Origin of the sequence: uncultured Citricoccus sp. (assembly GCF_937871995.1) — a bacterium.
Taxonomy (GTDB): domain Bacteria; phylum Actinomycetota; class Actinomycetes; order Actinomycetales; family Micrococcaceae; genus Citricoccus.
Map to the genome: position 1 here is coordinate 1 of NZ_CALMQR010000048.1, position 17,688 is coordinate 17,688.

The 17,688-nt window shown below is 74.4% G+C and carries 12 protein-coding genes; 4 read left to right on the forward strand and 8 right to left on the reverse strand.

Annotated features, from left to right (window positions below; translation table 11 throughout):
- Positions 1–117: 117 nt before the first annotated feature.
- Both Q0283_RS04165 and rsmI read right to left on the reverse strand, forming a co-directional pair.
- Positions 118–1,602, reverse strand: coding sequence for an NAD-dependent succinate-semialdehyde dehydrogenase (locus tag Q0283_RS04165; RefSeq protein ID WP_183523906.1), 1,485 nt, complete (start codon positions 1,600–1,602; stop codon positions 118–120).
- Positions 1,603–1,764: 162 nt separating this feature from the next.
- A complete protein-coding gene (rsmI, locus tag Q0283_RS04170; RefSeq protein ID WP_183523903.1) occupies positions 1,765–2,619 on the reverse strand; it encodes a 16S rRNA (cytidine(1402)-2'-O)-methyltransferase in 855 nt (284 codons plus the stop codon).
- A 54-nt stretch (positions 2,620–2,673) separates the two neighbouring features.
- On the opposite strand from rsmI, the gene Q0283_RS04175 reads away from it, so the two are divergent.
- Entirely contained in the window at positions 2,674–4,353 is a 1,680-nt protein-coding gene (locus Q0283_RS04175; protein ID WP_183523900.1) for a dolichyl-phosphate-mannose--protein mannosyltransferase, read from the forward strand.
- Positions 4,354–4,370: 17 nt separating this feature from the next.
- Positions 4,371–6,188, forward strand: a complete 1,818-nt coding sequence (locus Q0283_RS04180; RefSeq protein WP_183523885.1) for a long-chain fatty acid--CoA ligase — start codon at positions 4,371–4,373, stop codon at positions 6,186–6,188.
- A 79-nt stretch (positions 6,189–6,267) separates the two neighbouring features.
- Here Q0283_RS04180 and Q0283_RS04185 read toward each other — a convergent pair whose 3' ends face one another.
- Both Q0283_RS04185 and Q0283_RS04190 read right to left on the reverse strand, forming a co-directional pair.
- A complete protein-coding gene (locus tag Q0283_RS04185; RefSeq protein WP_298043241.1) occupies positions 6,268–7,800 on the reverse strand; it encodes a TIGR01906 family membrane protein in 1,533 nt (510 codons plus the stop codon).
- A 132-nt stretch (positions 7,801–7,932) separates the two neighbouring features.
- On the reverse strand, positions 7,933–8,925 hold the full coding sequence (locus Q0283_RS04190) for a stage II sporulation protein M (RefSeq protein WP_183523882.1): 993 nt from the start codon (positions 8,923–8,925) through the stop codon (positions 7,933–7,935).
- 68 nt (positions 8,926–8,993) lie between these two features.
- Here Q0283_RS04190 and Q0283_RS04195 point away from each other — a divergent pair, with 68 nt between their 5' ends.
- Complete coding sequence (locus Q0283_RS04195; RefSeq protein WP_255459387.1) at positions 8,994–9,797, forward strand: RDD family protein; 804 nt, start codon at positions 8,994–8,996, stop codon at positions 9,795–9,797.
- A gap of 103 nt (positions 9,798–9,900) precedes the next feature.
- On the opposite strand, the gene ahcY is transcribed toward Q0283_RS04195, so the two are convergent.
- A complete protein-coding gene (gene ahcY, locus Q0283_RS04200) occupies positions 9,901–11,454 on the reverse strand; it encodes an adenosylhomocysteinase (RefSeq protein WP_010142919.1) in 1,554 nt (517 codons plus the stop codon).
- 38 nt (positions 11,455–11,492) lie between these two features.
- On the reverse strand, positions 11,493–11,912 hold the full coding sequence (locus tag Q0283_RS04205) for a DUF3499 domain-containing protein (protein WP_183523879.1): 420 nt from the start codon (positions 11,910–11,912) through the stop codon (positions 11,493–11,495).
- Positions 11,913–11,997: 85 nt separating this feature from the next.
- On the opposite strand from Q0283_RS04205, the gene Q0283_RS04210 reads away from it, so the two are divergent.
- Complete coding sequence (locus Q0283_RS04210) at positions 11,998–12,495, forward strand: metallopeptidase family protein (RefSeq protein WP_141565900.1); 498 nt, start codon at positions 11,998–12,000, stop codon at positions 12,493–12,495.
- A gap of 22 nt (positions 12,496–12,517) precedes the next feature.
- On the opposite strand, the gene Q0283_RS04215 is transcribed toward Q0283_RS04210, so the two are convergent.
- Complete coding sequence (locus Q0283_RS04215; RefSeq protein ID WP_183523876.1) at positions 12,518–14,251, reverse strand: DUF5719 family protein; 1,734 nt, start codon at positions 14,249–14,251, stop codon at positions 12,518–12,520.
- Positions 14,248–17,655, reverse strand: a complete 3,408-nt coding sequence (locus Q0283_RS04220) for a glycosyltransferase (protein ID WP_298043249.1) — start codon at positions 17,653–17,655, stop codon at positions 14,248–14,250. Before Q0283_RS04220 ends, Q0283_RS04215 begins: the two co-directional genes overlap by 4 nt.
- Positions 17,656–17,688 lie beyond the last annotated feature (33 nt).

A 17,688-nucleotide genomic window follows, 5' to 3' on the forward strand; every position in this document is an offset into this window, starting at 1 on the left:
CGATCTGGCAGGAATTTGCCAGATCCCGGCTTGGTTCGGCAATAAAATGCCGTTCGGACCGGAAGGGCCCGGCCGAAGCCGGGCCCGTGCCGTGTGCGGGACTGTGGAGGGGCCGGACTACTTCTTCGCGGCGTAGGGGTCGGCGATGCCGATGTACTGCACCGTGGTGTACTCCTCGATGCCCTCGGCGCCGCCCTCGCGCCCCAGGCCCGACTGCTTCACGCCGCCGAACGGGGCGGAGGCGTTGGAGATGACGCCCGCGTTGAAGCCGACCAGGCCGAACTCGATCTGCTCGGAGACCCGGAACATCGTGTTGACGTCCTTGGTGTAGATGTAGGACGCCAGGCCGTACTGGGAGGCGTTGGCCAGCTCGATGGCCTCCTGCTCGGTGGCGAAGGTCGTCACGGGGGCCACCGGGCCGAAGATCTCCTGGGACAGGATTGGGTTGTCCTTGCCCACGGACAGCAGGGTCGGGATGTAGAAGAAGCCCTCGCCCTCCTTGGGGGTGCCACCGGTGACGACCTCGCCGCCGGCCGCGACGGACTCCTGGACCAGGGCGTGGATGTCGTCCCGCGCGCCGCCGTCGATGATCGGGCCCACGGTGGAGTCCGGCTCGGTGCCGCGGGCCGGGTTCAATGCGGCCAGTGCGGCGGCGAACTTGGCCGTGAACTCCTCGGCCACGTCCTCGTGCACGATGAAGCGGTTCGCGGCGGTGCAGGCCTCGCCCATGTTGCGCATCTTGGCGGCCATGGCCCCCTCGACGGCGGCGTCCAGGTCGGCGTCCTCGAAGACCAGGAACGGGGCGTTGCCGCCGAGCTCCATCGAGGTGCGCAGCACGTTCTGGGCGGCATCCTGCATCAGGCGCACGCCGACCGGGGTGGATCCGGTGAAGGACACCTTGCGCAGCCGGGAGTCCTTCATCAGCGGCCCGGAGATCGCGGAGGCCGAGGACCCGGCGACGACGTTGAGCACGCCGGCCGGCAGGCCCGCCTCCTGCATGACCTGGGCGAAGAGCATGGAGGTCAGCGGGGTGAGCTTGGCGGGCTTGAGCACCATGGTGCAGCCGGCGGCCACCGCCGGGGCGACCTTGCGGGTGGCCATGGCCAGCGGGAAGTTCCACGGGGTGATCAGCAGCGACGGGCCCACGGGCTTGTGCGTCACGATCATCTTGTTCTTGCCCTCGGGCGAGGTGAAGTAGCGGCCGTAGTGGCGCACCGTCTCCTCGGAGAACCAGCGCAGGAACTCGGCGCCGTAGGCGACCTCACCGCGGGCCTCGGCCAGCGGCTTGCCCATCTCCAGGGTCATCAGCAGGGCGAAGTCCTCGGCGCGGGCGGTGACCAGGTCGAAGGCGCGGCGCAGGATCTCGGCGCGTTCGCGCGGGGCGGTCAGCGCCCACTCGGCCTGCACGGCGGCGGCGGCGTCCAGGGCGGCCAGGGCATCGTCCGAGTTGCCGTCCTGGATGGAGAGCAGGACCTTGCCGGTGGCCGGGTCGTGCACGTCCAGGGTCTTGCCGGAGCTGGCGTCCCGCCACTCTCCGTTGATCAGCAGGCCGGTGGGGACGGACTGCAGCAGTTCCTGCTCGCGTTCGGCGGTGACAGTCATGGGGAACCTCATTTCCGGTCGGTCGGCTCGGTCGGCCGGCGGCGGGTGTCGCCGTCGTCGGGGACCGTTCACCTCAGACTACTGCCGCCCGTGGGGCCATCCTGCACAGGTCACAATGCGACACCGGTGCACTGTGCGGGCCCGTCGGGGCGTTGTTCGGCCCTACTGCCGGGAGGCCAGGACCGCCTCGTACAGCTCCCGCTTGGGCACCCCGCGGGCTGCGGCCACGGTGGCCACGGCCTCCTTGAGCCGGGTGCCGGAGGCCACGAGGACCTCCACGTCGGCCACCTGGCCGGCCGTGTCCGTGTCCGGCTCACTGGTGGCCCCGGCGGTGACGATGACGATCTCGCCCCTGATGTCCTTCGAGCCCGCCCACTCGAGCAGGCCCTCGAGGCTGTCCCGGACCACCTCCTCGTGGAGCTTGGTCAGTTCCCGGGCCACGCAGGCGGGGCGGTCGGCCCCGAAGGCCTCCCGCAGGGAGGACAGGGTCGCGGCCAGGCGGTGCGGTGACTCGAAGAAGACCAGGGTCCGGGCGTCCCGGGACAGCTCGGTGAGCAGTCGCGAGCGCTCCCCCTCCTTGCGCGGCAGGAACCCCTCGAAGGCGAAGCGGTCGGTGGGCAGTCCGGACAGCGCCAGCGCGGTGGTCACCGCGCTCGGGCCGGGCGCGCAGGTCACCGGCACGTCTTCCCGGGCCGCGGTCGAGACCAGCCGGTAGCCGGGGTCGGAGACCAGCGGCATGCCGGCGTCGGTGACGACCGCCACCACGGCGCCGTCCCGGGCGGCGTCCAACAGCTCCCGCGTGGACTCGCGTTCGTTGTGCTCGTGGTGGCTGACGACCTTCCCGGTGATCCTGACGCCCAGGCCCTGGGCCAGGTGGTGGGCGCGGCGGGTGTCCTCGGCGGCCACCACGTCCGCGGTGGCCAGCAGGTGCCTGAGGTGCTCGGAGGCGTCCGAGAGGTTGCCGATGGGCGTAGCCGCCAGCACGATCCGTCCACCGGGGTTCTCTGCATCAGCCATGCCCTCATCGTAGGCGCCCGCGATCCCCCACCGACCTGCACGTACCATGGCAGGGTGTTCCCGCCCCCGCACTCCGCCCCGTCGGCCGCGCCCGACGCCGCGGCGTCGTCCCGGCCGGAGGGCCGGGAACCGGCCCCCGTGCGTGACCGCTGGCTGGAGACCCCCCTCGAGGCGTACACCGAGTCCGCCCTGCGGCTGCGGCTGCTCGGGGAGCGCTTCCACCCCGGCCACTGGGGCTGGATCGTCCCACTGGCCGTGACACTGGTGGCCGCTGTGCTGCGCCTGGCCCGGCTGGACCACCCCGACCAGTTGGTCTTCGACGAGACCTACTACGTCAAGGACGCCTTCACCCTGCTGCAGGCCGGTTACGAGCTGAACTGGCCGGAGGAGCACAACGAGCAGTTCGCCGCCGGGAATCCCCGGCCCGAGGACTCTCCCGAGTACGTGGTGCACCCGCCGCTGGGCAAGTGGCTGATCGCCCTGGGCATGCTGTGGTTCGGCACGGACCACGGTGTCGGCTGGCGGTTCTCGGCGGCGGCCGCCGGGACGCTGTCCGTGCTGCTGACCGCCCTGATCGCCCAGCGGCTCTTCCGCTCGGTGTTCCTGGGCGGAGTGGCCGGGCTGCTGCTGGCCGTCGAGGGCCACCACCTGGTGCTCTCCCGCACCGGCCTGCTGGACATCTTCCTGTCCTTCTTCGTGCTGGCCGCCTTCGGCGCGCTGCTGCTGGACCGGGCGCACGGCCGGGCCCTGCTCGCCCGCCGGCTGGCCGGCGTCGCCGACCGCCACGGCGGGGTGCCGCCGCCATGGGCGGGGCGCCACGGACCCTGGCTGGGCTGGCGCCCGTGGCGGCTGGTGGCCGGCGTGCTGCTCGGCGCCGCCTGCGGGGTGAAGCTCTCCGGGCTGGCCTTCGTGGCGGTGTTCGGGCTGATGAGCGTGCTGTGGGACGCCAACGCCCGCCGGGTGGCCGGGATCCGGCACTGGCTGCGCGCCGGGATCGTCCGGGACGGCCTGTACGCCTTCGTCGCCGTGGTCGGCGTCGGCGCGCTCACCTACCTGGCCACCTGGACCGGGTGGCTCGTCACGGCCGGCGGGTACAACCGGCAGTGGCACCTGAGCCATCCGCCGGTGGCGTGGTGGGAGCACCTGGTCCCCGGGGCGCTGCGCTCACTGGCCGACTACCACCGGCAGTCCACCCAGTTCCACGGCGGCCTGGAGTCCGGCCACGACTACGCCTCGAGCCCGTGGACCTGGCCGTTCATGGGCCGGCCCACCTCCTTCTACTATCAGGGGTACGACGACGGTGCGGCCGGCTGCCCGGTCGAGACCTGTTCCGCGGCGATCACCGACCTGGCGAACCCGGTGATCTGGTGGGCCGGCCTGCTGGCCGTCCTGGCCCTGGTGCTCATCTGGCTGGGCCGCCGTGACTGGCGGGCCGGGGCGATCCTGGGCGCCTACGCCGCAGGCCAGCTGGTCTGGTTCCTCTGGCCGGACCGCACCATGTTCTTCTTCTACACGGTGGCCTACGCCCCCTTCCTCGTGCTGGCCGTCACCCTGTGCCTGGGGGCGCTGCTGCGCCTGGGCGGGCCGGTGAACCGCCGCCGGAACACCGTCCTGGTGCTGTCGTTCGTCCTGGTGGCCGTGCTGACCAGCGCGTTCTTCATGCCCGTCTGGACCGGGGAGATGATCCCCTATGAGCAGTGGCGGGCACGCATGTGGATGAGCAGCTGGATCTGAGCCGATAGCATCGGGGCATGCTAGAAGCCAGCACGGACCGGGTCGCCGACCTCCCGGCCGAGACCAATGCCACCGACCATGTCCTGGCCGTGGCGGCCGCCCGCCCCCACTCCCCCGCGTACGCGGTGCGCAACGGTGCCGGCGGCTGGGTGGACGTGTCCTACGCGGCCTTCCTGGAGCAGGTGCGCGCGGTGGCGAAGGGGCTGATCGCCCGGGGCGTGGAGCCGGGGTCCATGGTGGGGATCATGGCCCCCACGAGCTACGAGTGGGCCGTGATCGACCAGGCCATCTGGTTCGCCGGGGCCGCCTCCGTGCCGGTGTACGAGACGTCCTCCCCGCACCAGGTCCAGCACATCCTGACGGACTCGGGCACCCGGCTGGTGTTCACGGCGGCCGACCGCCAGGCCGACGCCGTGCGGCGGGCGGCCGCACTGGCCGGCGTCGAGGTGGGCATCGAGTTCCTGGACGCCGCCGGGCTCGCCGCACTGGCCGAGGCCGGGCGGGGCGTGACGGACGCGGCGCTGGAGGCCGCGCGCTCGAGCGCCACGCTGGCCGACCTCGCCTCGCTCGTGTACACCTCCGGGACCACCGGGCGGCCGAAGGGCACCCGGATCACGCACGGCAACTTCGCCGTGGGCGCGGTGAACCTGCTGCCCTTCGCAGAGCAGATCGTGGGCGGGGGTGAGCAGCGCACCCTGATGTTCCTGCCGCTGGCCCACGTGCTCGCCCACGCCGTGCAGTACGTCTGCCTCGTCGGCGGCATCCAGATCGCCCACGCCTCGGACCTGAAGACGCTCACCGCCGACCTGGCCTCCTTCCACCCCACCTGGCTGCTGGCCGTGCCGCGGGTGTTCGAGAAGCTCGACGCCGGCGCCGCCGCCAAGGCCCGCGAGGGTGGCACCGAGAAGGTCTTCGCGGCCGCCCGGCGCACGGCGGTCGAGTACTCCGAGGCGCTGGACTCCCAGGCCCGCGGCGAGGGCAACGGCCCGGGCGCGCTGCTGAGGGCCCGGCACGCCCTGTTCGACCGGCTCGTGTACCCCAGGATCCGGGCCATCCTGGGCGGGGCGGCGAAGTACACCGTCTCCGGGGCGAGCGCGCTGAACCCCGAGCTCGCCCACTTCTTCCGCGGCGCGGGACTGGGCATGCAGGAGGGCTACGGCCTGACCGAGACCACGGCCCCGGCCACCCTCAACATCCCCGGCCACACGCGGGTGGGCTCGGTGGGGCTGCCGGTGCCCGGCACCACCATCCGGATCGCCGACGACCGGGAGATCCTCATCAAGGGCCCCATCGTGTTCGACGGATACCACCGGCTGCCGGAGGAGACCGCCGCCGCCTTCGACGCCGACGGGTTCTTCCGGTCCGGGGACATCGGGCGGCTGGACGAGGACGGCTTCCTCTACGTCACCGGGCGGAAGAAGGAGATCATCGTCACCGCCGGCGGCAAGAACGTCTACCCCACCCCGCTGGAGGAGGCCATCCGGTCCTCCGGGGTGGTCTCCCAGGTGGTCGTGGTCGGCGACGGGCGGCCGTACGTGGGCGCGCTGGTCACCCTGGATCCCGACGGGCTGTCCCAGTGGGCGACCGCCCAGGGCCTGCCGGCGCCGACCCTGCAGGAGGCCTGCACGGACCCGCGGGTACGGGACGAGGTGCAGAAGGTGGTGGACGCGGCCAACGAACAGGTCTCCCGCGCCGAGTCCGTGCGCCGGTTCCTCATCCTCGACACCGAGCTCACCGAGGAGTCCGGCCACCTGACCCCCTCCCTGAAGCTGCAGCGCAAGGTCGTCATGGACGACTACGCCGCCGCCATCGAGGACCTCTACCGGGCGGACTGATCCCCCGGGCCCGGCCTGTCCGTGGAACGCGACGGCGGCCGGGAGCACCGTGCTCCCGGCCGCCGTCGCGGACGCGTGGTCAGGCCGCGTCCGCCCAGTCGTTCCGGCGCCGGATCAAGTCCTCCTGGGCCAGCCGCGAGTCGTACCGGCGCCGCCGGGTGGGCCAGGTGAACACCAGCGTGAGGACCAGGGTCAGCAGGACGAGCACGCCCACGGCCAGCCCGGCATCGATCCAGAACTGGTTCGGGTAGAGCCGGATCAGCGCGTCGCTGGCCAGGAACGTCCACGTGCCCTCGGCGAAGAACAGGCCGTGGAACGCGGCGAAGAACTGCTGCCAGCCCAGCACCGCCAGCACGCCGAGCGCGATCAGCACCACCAGCATCCACAGGGACCCGGCGAACAGGGCACGGCGGATCCCGCCCTTGGCGGCGCGGGACAGCGCCACCATGAACAGCAGGCACAGCAGGCCCAGCAGCAGGCCCACGCCCATCGTGATGAGCATGACGAGCTTGACGTCCGTCATGTGGGAGACCTCGGTGCCCGTGAACAGCGCCGACCCGTCGTGCTGGAGGTCCCCGAGGTAGCGCTCCGGCGCGGCGTTGAACAGGTAGTCCATGCCCGCGGACCCGTAGGTGAGCCGGTCGTCGGTGGTGAAGCCGTACGGGTCGTCCGGGAAGCCCGGGCGGTGGTACTCGATCCACAGGAACACCGGCGAGGCGACGAGCCTCACGGCGGCGATGAGCACCACCACCGGGAAGAAGACCGCCAGCAGCACCTGCATCACCCGCGGTCCCGTCGGGGACCCCTTCAGCGCCTCGTCGCGGGCGGCGGCGCGGGCCTCCGCGTCGCGCAGCTCACGGCGGTTCTCCTCTGGATCCCGCGTGGCCGGCCCGGCGGCAGGGCCGCGGGGGTGCCCCGCCACCGGTGCCGGCAGGCCACCCGGGCCACCGGACCAGGCACTCGCGGGCTGGGGTTCCGGCTCCGGCCGGGCGGTGGCGGTCACCACGTCGGCCTCCGCGCCCCGGGCACGGGCACCCGGCAGGTCCCGGTCCGTGTCCCGTGCCGCGCCTGCCGCTCCTACCGCTCCTACCGCTCCTGCCGCGCCGATCCCGGCACCGTCGCCGGCGGCCAGGCGCTCCAGTTCACTGCGGTCGATCGACTGGGTGGGCTGGGTGCCAGCCTCGGCCTGGGCGGTCGCGCGCCGGTCGAGACCGGACAGGACCTCGGTGTCGGAGCCCCGGTCGGCGCTCCACCCGGCATCCCGCCCGGCATCCCCCCGGGCATCCCGGGCGGCGGACGCCGGGATCTCGTCCGTGGAGTGCTCGGCCTCGCGGGGACGCACCCCGTCCGGGCCCGCGACGGTGCTGCCGACGGCCCCGGCGCCGGGCGTGGCCTGAGCGGCTCCGTCCGCGGTCCCGGACGCGGCCTCGCCGCTCCCGCCGCTCCCTTCGGTCCCTTCGGTCCCGTCGGCGGCATCGTCCTCGACGTACGCTGCGTAGTCCAGGCCGCTCTCGAACTGCGGCGCCTCCAGGTCCTCCCCGCGGGTGCCACCCCAGTCGTCGACGGTGTCCCGGTCCTCCCGGCTGTCCCCGCCCGGACTCGTGCGTGCCATGGTGTTGCCTCCCGCTCGTTGCGCTGTCGCCTGACCTCGGCACCGAGCCTAGTGTCGTCCGGACCCCAGCCGTCGGGGGCGCACCGCGACCGGGCACGATCCCCTCTCCTCCCGGCGTCGGCGGGGCCGCACTCAGGCGGTGAGCCGGCGGGCGCCGGCGTCGTGGGCCTCGAGGTCCCCGGTGGCCCCGGCACGCACCGCGCGGCGGCCAAGCACGAGCGTGTAGGTCCAGTACGCGGCGAGCACCGCGGCCCCCAGCCCCAGGCGCAGCCAGTGGGGCAGCGCCGAGGGCGTCACGAATCCCTCGACCACCCCGGAGACGGCCAGCACGAGCACCAGGCCGACGGCCACGGTCATCAGGGACCGGCCCTCCGCGGCCAGGGAGTCCAGCCTGGTCCGCTGGCCCGGGGCGACCCAGGCCCAGAAGATCCGCAGGCCTGCCGCCCCGGCGATGAAGATGGCCGTCAGCTCCATGAACCCGTGCGGAAGGATGTACAGGAAGAAGGTGTCCAGTTCGCCGTGGGCGGCCATCACCCCACCGGAGATCCCCACGCCCTGGGCGTTGAGGAACAGGACGTAGGGCACGAAGTAGCCGGTGATGCCGAAGGCCACCTCCTGGGCGGCGATCCAGGCGTTGTTCGTCCAGACCTGGCCGGCGAAGGACGCGGCCGGGTTCTCGGAGTAGTACCCGGTGAACCGCTCCTCGGCGTACTCGCGCACCTGGTCCTCGCTGCCCAGCGCGGCCAGCACCTGCGGCTCCTGCGCCACCCAGAGGCCGAACCAGGCCGCCACCAGGCAGAACAGGGCCCCGAGGACCACGGTCAGCCAGCGGATCCGGTAGAACGCCGCGGGCAACTGCTCCACGAAGAAGCGGGAGAGCCCGGCCGCCGCGTTGGACGGGGCACCCGTGATGCGGTTGCGGGCCCGGGACAGGACCATGGACAGCCCGACCGCCTGGGGGCCGTCCGGGTCGTGGGCCTGCACCACGGCCAGGTGGGCCGAGGCCCGGCCGTAGAGCTCGAGCAGCTCGTCGGCCTGCCCGGCGTCGAGCCGGCGGGTCCTGGCCAACGCGTCGAGACGCTCCCACAGGGAGCGGTGCACGGCGGTGTAGGCGTCCAGGTCCACGGTCCTCAGGGTACCGGCGGCTACGCTGGCCCGAGGCCCGCTCCGCAGGGCCCGACGAGGGAGGACGCATGATGACCACGGTGGTGACCGGTGAGGCCGTGGTCCTGCAGGTGCGGCCGGCCTCGTTCGTGGTGCGCGCCGGCGGCGCCCTGCTGGACGGCCTGGTGATCGCCGGGGCCTTCGCGCTGTCCGCATGGGCCCTGGCGGCCACCGTCGGCGAGGGGCTCGACCCCGCGGCCGCCCAGGCCACGGTCCTCACCCTGGTGGTGGCCTGCCTGGTCGGCCTGCCCCTGGCGTGGGAGACCGTCAGCCGGGGCCGCTCCCCCGGCAAGCTCGCCTTCGGCCTGCGGGTGGTCCGGGACGACGGCGGCGCGGTCCGGTTGCGGCACGTCCTGGTCCGCGTCCTGCTGGGCGTGTTCGAACTGTGGATGACCTTCGGTTCGGTGGCGGTGCTGGCCTCGCTGTTCAACGAGCGGGGCAAGCGGCTGGCGGACATGGTGGCCGGTACCCGGGTGGTCACCGAGCGACGGCCACGCGTGCCGGCACCCCTGCCCGGGGTGCCCGGGACGATGACGGGCTGGGCGGCCGTGGCCGACGTCGGGCGCATCCCGGATGCCCTGGCCGCCTCCGTGGCCCAGTTCCTGCGCGCCGCGGACCGGGTCCCCCCGATCACCCGGAACGCCACGGCCGTCCGGCTGGCGGCCCGGGTGGCGCCCTTCGTGGCCCCGGGACCGCCCGCCGGCGCCACCATGGAGGAGTTCCTGCTGGCCGTGATGGCCGAGCGGCGCAACCGGGACTACGCCCGGCTCACCCGGCAACAGCGGGCCACCGAGGCAGCCGCCGGGCGCATGCGCTCGCTGCCCTACGCCTGACCGCCGACCATATCCTGGAAAAACCCGTCAGGATGGACACATCCCCCGGTCATACCGGGGGGATTTGTCCATCCTGTGATGGGTCAGAACGAGAGGACAGAACTCAGTAGCGGTAGTGGTCCGGCTTGTAGGGGCCGGCCACGTCCACGCCCAGGTACTCGGCCTGGTCCTTGCTCAGCTCCGTCAGGTGCGCGCCGAGGGCCTCCAGGTGCAGGCGGGCGACCTTCTCGTCCAGGACCTTGGGCAGGACGTAGACCTGCTTGCCGTACTCCTCGCCGGTGATCGAGCCGTGGCGGGCGAAGAGCTCCATCTGGGCCATCACCTGGTTGGTGAAGGAGGCGCTCATGACGAAGGACGGGTGCCCGGTCGCGTTGCCCAGGTTCAGCAGCCGGCCCTCGGAGAGCACGATGATCGAGCGCTCGGTGTCCGTGCCGGTGTCGAAGGTCCACTCGTGGACCTGCGGCTTGATCTCGGTCTTGACCACGCCGTCCACCCGGGACAGTCCGGCCATGTCCAGTTCGTTGTCGAAGTGGCCGACGTTGCCGACGATCGCCTTGTCCTTCATCTGCAGCATGTCCTGGGCCATGATGATGTCCTTGCCACCGGTGGTGGTGATGAAGATGTCACCGGAGGCCAGGACCTCGTCCAGGCGGACCACCTGGTACCCGTCCATCGCGGCCTGCAGGGCGTTGATCGGGTCCACCTCGGTGACGACCACGCGCGCGCCCTGGCCGCGGAAGGCCTCGGCGGCCCCCTTGCCGACGTCCCCGTAGCCGCAGACCACGGCGGTCTTGCCGCCGATCAGCACGTCCGTGCCCCGCATGATGCCGTCCGGCAGCGAGTGACGGATGCCGTACTTGTTGTCGAACTTGGACTTGGTCACGGCGTCGTTGACGTTGATGGCCGGGAACAGCAACTGGCCGGCCTCGGCCAGCTGGTAGAGCCGGTGCACGCCCGTGGTGGTCTCCTCGGTGACGCCGCGGATGCCCGCTGCGATCCTGGTGAAGCGCTGCGGGTCCTCGTGGATGGAGGCGCGCAGGGTCTCCAGGATGATCTGGTACTCCTCGGCGTCGTCCGTGGTGGGGCTCGGCACGGCGCCGGCGGCCTCGAACTCCACGCCCTTGTGCACCAGCAGGGTGGCGTCGCCGCCGTCGTCCAGGATCATGTTGGGGCCCAGCTCCGGGTCCTGGTCCGCGCCGGGCCAGACGAGGATCTGGGAGGCGGTCCACCAGTAGTCGGACAGGGTCTCGTTCTTCCAGGCGAAGACGGGCACCCCGGCCGGGGCCTCGGGGGTGCCGTTGCCGACGACGACCGCTGCGGCCGCCTCGTCCTGGGTGGAGAAGATGTTGCAGGACGCCCAGCGGACCTCGGCGCCGAGGGCGGTGAGGGTCTCGATCAGCACGGCGGTCTGCACGGTCATGTGCAGCGACCCGGCGATGCGGGCCCCCTTGAGGGGCTGGGCCTCGCCGAACTCCTCGCGCAGGGCCATCAGTCCGGGCATCTCGTGCTCGGCCAGGCGGATCTGGTGCCGGCCGGCCTCGGCCAGGGACAGGTCGCGGACGGCGAAGTCGAAGGTGGCCCCGGGCACGGTGACGCGGTTGGCGTAGCCCGGATCGGTCGCGGGGCTCGGGGCGCTGTCGGCAGGGATCTCAGTCATGCTCCCCAGCCTAGAACAGTCAGCGGGCCCGCCCGGGCCTAGCGTTCGCCGGAGTCACGCAGCAGGCGCAGCACGGGCCGTCCCGGCCGGGCCGGGGCCTCGCCGTTGAGCGGTTCCGGCCGGGGGCCGGCGTCGGGACCGGTTCCGCGGCGCACCGTGGGCCGCGGGGGGTCCTCCCGGGGCGCGGGCTCTCGCACGGCGTGCGCGAGGGCCAGCAGGTCGTCGGGTTCGGGCGGCGGGTGCGGGACGGAGCCCTCCGGCGCCTCGATGCGCAGCAGTTCCCAGCCCTTGGGCGCGGTCATCGTCCGCGCGTGACGCTCGCACAGGTCGTAGGTGTGCGGCTCGGCCAGCCGGGACATCGGCCCCAGGACGACCGTGGAGTCGGCGTAGTTGTACGTCAGGGTCGCCACGGCCGCCGTCCGGCAGCTGGTCTTGGAGCACTGGCGTATCGATCCCACGGCAGACCACCCTACCGCCCCGGCGGGCTCTCGTGGGGAGGCGTGCCCGGTACACACCGGGGCGGTGCGGGACTAGCATCGAGTCATGATGTCCTTCGAACCGATTGCGGTCACTGGGGGCGCTGGAACCGGGGTCCCCGGTGTTCCGCCCGCGCGCCACGCCCGGCGGGACCGCCGGGGCCGGGGACTGCGCGGCCCGTTGCTGCCGGGAGTGCTGCCCGGGTCCCGCACGCGCAATGAGAGGTTCGACGACCACCTGGCCGCGGCCGTCGAACGGCTGGCGGAACTGTGCGGACCGGCCGTGGAGCAGGCGCGCTTCCGCGCCACCATGGTGCCCGAGGGCCTCGAGGAGCGCCTGGAACTCGTCCGGGTCTGGGGTGCGGAGCTGGTCGAGGACCCCACCGGTACCACCCGGCGGGACCCTGACGGCACCGTGGTGATCACCATCCACCGGCGGCCGATCGAGGCCCGGTGCCCGGCCCCGTCGTTGCTGGCCGACCTCGTCTACGGGGCGGTCGTGGAGCAGTGGGCGGCACTGACCGGCGTGGCCCCGGAGTCCGTGGACCCCGACTTCCACTGGTAGGCCGTGCCGGCCCGGCCGGGGGTCAGTACCCGACCCGCACCGGCAGCCCGCCGGACCGCTCGACGCGCGGCGTCACCGGATAGGCCGAGATCCCCTGGGCGGTCCGGACCGAGACCCCGGCGTGGACCTCGCCCTGCACCGTGGCCAGCAGGACACCGGACACGGTGTCGCCCGTGTCCGCCAGTCCCGCGGCCGACACGGTCCGCGTGGCCGCCGGACCGATCCGCCGCACGGTCGGCTCACCGAGGCTCCCGTCGGCGAGCACGGGCGTCAGTTCCACCGCACCGCCCTGCTCCGCGTAGAGCGCCAGGGTCGAGGTGGCGGAGGACGGCAGCGCGACGACCCGTTCCACCCCCAGGGGACGGACGGCGGGCACGGAGGACACGTCGATCGGCCCCCCGGCCGTGCCGCTCTGCCCCTGGGCGCTGGCCGTCACGGGCGCGTCCGCACTGACCGCCACGGTGTACGTGCCCGCGTCCAGGCCGGTCAGCGGCACCCGCACCGTGGACCCGGCCCCGACCCGCACCACCCCGCCGCCGGGCAGCTCCGCCGGCCCGTCGGGACCGCTCACGGACACCTCCGCGGTCGCCGCGAGGCTGGGGGCGGCGATCGTCACGGCGGGCCCCACGCCCTCGTAACCGTCCTGGCCGGCGATCCCGCGTACCGTCCGGGGACCCGGCACCGCGACACCGGGCACGACTGTCCGGGGCGCGGGCGCCGCCGTCGGCTGGATCACGTCCACCCCGCCCGGGACGAGGCCGAACAAGCGGTTCTGCTGGATGAAGGCGCCCACGGCCCCGCCCTGGGCACTGACCCGCACGGCTAGGTGCTGCTCGCCGGGGGCCAGGCCGCCCAGCACCAGGGAACGGGTCTGCCCCGGGGCCAGGACGATGCCCGCCGTGCCGGCCGCCTCCACGGGCCCCTCGGCGCCGTACAGGCTCAGGTCGACCGTGCTGGCGCTCGCGGAGGGGTTGGACAGGACGAGGACGGCGGTGGTCCCCACCGTCGTCGCCGCCCCCGTCAGCCAGTGCTCGTGGGCCGGGGGGATGCAGGAGGTGGCGTCCGTGCCGGCCAGGTCCCCGTCCGCGGCGGAGTACGCCGAGACGGTGTCCGCCCCGGCGGGCTGCCCGCCCAGCGGTTCGACCGCGACGGCGGCCGCCTCGCCGTCTGCTCCCCCGAGCGCCTCGACGCTGGCCTCGCGGACCGGGACGCCGTCCGGCCCGGCCGTGGCCGGCTCACCCTGCTGGACCCGCTCGGGCTGGCGCGGGGTGAGCCGCCGGGTCTCCTGGCCGTCCCCGGCACTCGCACCCGGCACCAGGGGACGCAGGGTGCTGCCCGGGAACCGGCCGGCCAGGTTGGACAGCAGGACGGAGGTCAGGCTCGAGTCGGCCGTGGTGGAGACGGGACTGAACTGGGTGTCCGTCCCGTCCCCGGCGCCCCGGGCCAGTCGCGGAGGCGGCGGGCACACGCCCTGCGCGGGGGCCGCGGAGAGCCGGGCGGGCGCTGCCGTCCCGTCGACCGCGGGCGCAACCGGGGCCGCCAGGCTGCCCAGCGCCACCGCGCCGGCCACCAGGAGCACGACGCCCGCCCCGGCCACCCCGGCGGACACCCGCCCCCGCCGGCCCAGTCCGCGTTCGTGCGCGTGCAGGGCGGCCTGGCGCCGCTGGTCTCGCGCGGCGGCGGCCTGCTGTGTCTTGCGCTGTCCCCTGCTCACCGGCTCGTCGTCCGACCGGGGTGAGTGCTGGAAGGCGTTCATCGCCGGACCGTCCCCTCGCGTGGCCCGCGGTGTCCCCCGCCGGGCCGTTCGCGCGTCCCGGCGTGGGCATCGGCGCGGGCGTCGGTGCGGCGCACCGGGGACGGGATGGCGAGCAGGACGGCGAGCACGAGCAGTGCACCGCCGATCCACCAGGTCCAGCTCCCGCCGGACGGCTCGTGCCACACCTGGAGCCGTCCGCCGCCGGCGGGCAGCTCGAAGGCCTGGGCCCAGTCGCCACCGGTCACGGCCACCGGTTCCAGGGGTGCCCCGTCGAGGGTCGCCCGCCAGCCAGGGTCGGCCCGCTCGGCCAGCACGAGGCGCCGGCCGCCCTCGGCCTCCTCGCCCTCGCGCGCGGCGGTCGCCGTGGCGATCCGGGTGTCCACCCGGTCCCCGTCGCGGGCCACCAGGTGGGTGGTGTTCCCCGCGGCGTCCTCCAGTCGGACGCGCGCCGTGGTGAACCCCATCCGGTCCTGCAGTCCGTGGTCACCGGCCACCGGGATGCCGCCGTCCCGGGACGGGATCACCCGCCACAGCCAGCCGGAGTCGGTCAGGCCCACCGGGGCCAGGCCGGGGACCGCGTCGATGGAGGCCGCGGTGCCGAGCTCCCCGCCGTCGGTGTCCCTCAGCACGACGAAGGCCGCGCCGAAGGACTCCAGCACCGGGCGCGGGTCCGCCGTCGTGCCGGAGACCAGACCGGCCGCCAGGCTGCGCAGGGCCTCGTCCGCGGCGTCCGGCGTCGCGGCCCGGGGGTCCGGGAGCGGGCCGGACAGCGACCGGGCCGCCCACCCGGCGCTGAGCCGGTCCAGGGTGGGCCCGGTGCCCCCGGCGAGGCGGACCTGCAGTTCCTCCGCGCGGCGTTCCAGCACCACGGTGCGGGTGGCCAGCGCACTGGTCCCCTGGTCCGCGGCGGTCGCCGGGACCAGCCGGACGGGACTGGCCACCACGGCGGACCCGGTCCCCAGGGTGGACAGCTCCGGATCCGGCTCGCCGTCGCCCGAGCGCAGCTCCAGTGACTCGGTGCCGGCCGCCTGGAGGGCCTCGGCCGGGACGGCGCGCGGGATGACCCAGAGCCCGGCCGTGAGCAGGACGGAACCGGCCGCGGCGGTGGCGAGCACGGCGGCGCAGGTGCGGCGGGCCGCGCCCGGGGCCCCGAGGACGGTGGAGCCCGCGACCGCCGCGAGCAAGACCCCGAGCACGGCGGTCGAGGTGAAGGGGCCGGTGAACACGGTGACCAGCCGGCCGTCGGTTCCCAGGGAGACGGCGACCAGGGGGGCCACCGAACCGGCCACGACGGCGAGCACGGTGAGGAGCGCCGCGGCGCGGGCGACCTGTCCGGCCCGGCCGCGACGGGCTGCGCCGACCACGGCCAGCACGAGCACCGGGAGGCCGATCACGAGTGCGGCGGTCAGCGCCCAGGGGAAGCCGGGGATCCAGGCGTCGAGCCAGGGCAGGGCCCGCAGCCCGGAGTCCGGGGCGAAGGCCTCCGGGAAACCGAGGAGCTGCTGCCAGGCCGGGGCCGGGTCTGACGCCTGGGGGACGCCGGGATCACCCAGGACGGCCCGTAGGTCCGTCCAGTGGGTCACCAGGGCGGGCAGGAACAGGGCCAGCGCCGGAGCCGGGGTCCACCACAGCGTCCGGCCAGGCCGGCGCAGCACGGCGGCCAGCGCCAGTACGGCCCCGGAGAGGACCGGCAGCAGCGCGGGGGACGCCGCACCGATGACGGCCAGCAGCAGCGCGGTCCAGCCGGAGGCGGTCCAGGAGACCACGCCGCGGTGTCCCGGCCGGATCAGGACGTCGGCCGGGACACCGTCCGTGTCCGGACGGTGGGTGGCGGCGGAGCCGGTGGCCCGGAGCACGGCCAGGGCCAGCCACGGCAGCGCCAGGTGCACCAGCAGGGCCCCCGGCCTGCCCTGGCCCGAGGCCGTCAGCAGTGCCGGTGAGAGTCCCCACAGCAGGGCGGCCAGCAGGCGGGCGGCCCGGCCACGGTCCACGGCGCCGGCCGCTGCCCAGGCACCGAGGGCCGCCAGCGGCATGGCCAGGATCGTCAGCCAGACCAGGACCGCCGAACCGTGACCGGTCGCCCCGAGCACGGCCAGGACCAGGCCGAAGGGGCCGGGCTGCACGGAGGCCCCGGCCCCGGCAGCGGACCAGTCGGCGGTGGCGTGGTGCCACACGTCGGCCGGCGCCCCGGACAGGGGCAGCAGGGAGCCCCCGGACAGGGCCTCGGCACCCAGGAGGTGGCGCAGGCCGAAGAGGCTCAGTCCCCCGAGCAGCAACAGGGCGAACACCAGGCCCGTTCCCACCCAGGCACGTTCGGGGGTCGCCAGGGCGGTGAAGTCGTCGTGGTCGCCGGTCGCCTCGGTCCCGGTGCCGGTGGACCCGGTGCCGTCCCCGATGACCTCGTCGGGCGCCTCGAGGTCGACGAGGCTGCGCCGGTAGGAGCGGACCTCGTGTCGGTCGGCCCGCAACGGGTCGACGACGGACCGCGGCGCCCGCCGGGTACGCCGGGCCTGTCGCCTGGACCGGGCCAGCGAGCCCGGGCGGACGAGGGTGCGCACGGTCCCGTTCAGGTGGGCGGCACCCCGGCCGGGCTCCTTGGCGAGCAGGGCGGCGAGGAATCCGCCGAGTCCGGCGAGCAGTCCCCCCACCCAGAGGAACGGCAGGGCCAGCGGCCGGGCGTGCTTGAGGCGCAGCCAGAGCGAGGACTCCCGCACGGCGGCCGTGCCGGCGGACAGGCCCTCTCCCGCGCCGTCGTGGCCGACCACGGCCTCGGGAACGACCACGACCCGGTGCCCGGCGAGACGGGCGCGCCAGCAGAGGTCGACGGCGGCCGCGGGGGCCGGCCCCTCGGGGTCCAGCCCGCCCAGTGCGGTCCACACGTCCGCGCGGACCAGCAGTCCCGGGGCGGAGACCGCGAAGACGTCGGTGCGCCCGTCGTACTGGCCCTGGTCCAGCTCGCCGGGCTCGATCAGGCTGACCGGCTCGCCGGCGCCGGTGACCGCCAGGCCGACGTCGAGCAGGTGGCGGGGCCGGCCCGGCTCGACCTGCTTGCACCCGGCGATCGCCACGGAGGGGGAGGTCTCCACGGCCGTCAGCAGCCGGCGCAGGGCGTCGGGGGCGGCCCGGGCGTCGTCGTGCAGCCACCACAGCCAGTGCTCGGCGCCGCCGGGCCCGGCGTCCCCCGGGGAGCCGGGGAGCGCGAGCCGGTCGGCGAGCCGGGTGACGGGTGACTGGATGAACCGGACGGCCCGGCCGGCGTCGTCGGCCATGCGGGAGAGCGCCTCCCTCAGGTCGTCGTCCGCCTCGCGCGCGAGGACGACGACGATGCCGTCCGGGGCGCGGTCCTGGTCCAGCAGGGAGCGGACGGCGTCCGCGGCCAGGTCCGGCCGGCGGTCGACGACCACCGCGGCGGTGACGTACGGGTCGGTGCGCTCACC

Bases quoted from the DNA above. Each gene is read 5' to 3' on its own strand.
- Q0283_RS04165 (WP_183523906.1), bottom strand. From the start codon at position 1,602: ATGACTGTCACCGCCGAACGCGAGCAGGAACTGCTGCAGTCCGTCCCC.
- rsmI (WP_183523903.1), bottom strand. From the start codon at position 2,619: ATGGCTGATGCAGAGAACCCCGGTGGACGGATCGTGCTGGCGGCTACG.
- Q0283_RS04180 (WP_183523885.1), top strand. From the start codon at position 4,371: ATGCTAGAAGCCAGCACGGACCGGGTCGCCGACCTCCCGGCCGAGACC.
- Q0283_RS04185 (WP_298043241.1), bottom strand. From the start codon at position 7,800: ATGGCACGCACGAGTCCGGGCGGGGACAGCCGGGAGGACCGGGACACC.
- Q0283_RS04195 (WP_255459387.1), top strand. From the start codon at position 8,994: ATGATGACCACGGTGGTGACCGGTGAGGCCGTGGTCCTGCAGGTGCGG.
- ahcY (WP_010142919.1), bottom strand. From the start codon at position 11,454: ATGACTGAGATCCCTGCCGACAGCGCCCCGAGCCCCGCGACCGATCCG.
- Q0283_RS04210 (WP_141565900.1), top strand. From the start codon at position 11,998: ATGATGTCCTTCGAACCGATTGCGGTCACTGGGGGCGCTGGAACCGGG.
- Q0283_RS04215 (WP_183523876.1), bottom strand. From the start codon at position 14,251: ATGAACGCCTTCCAGCACTCACCCCGGTCGGACGACGAGCCGGTGAGC.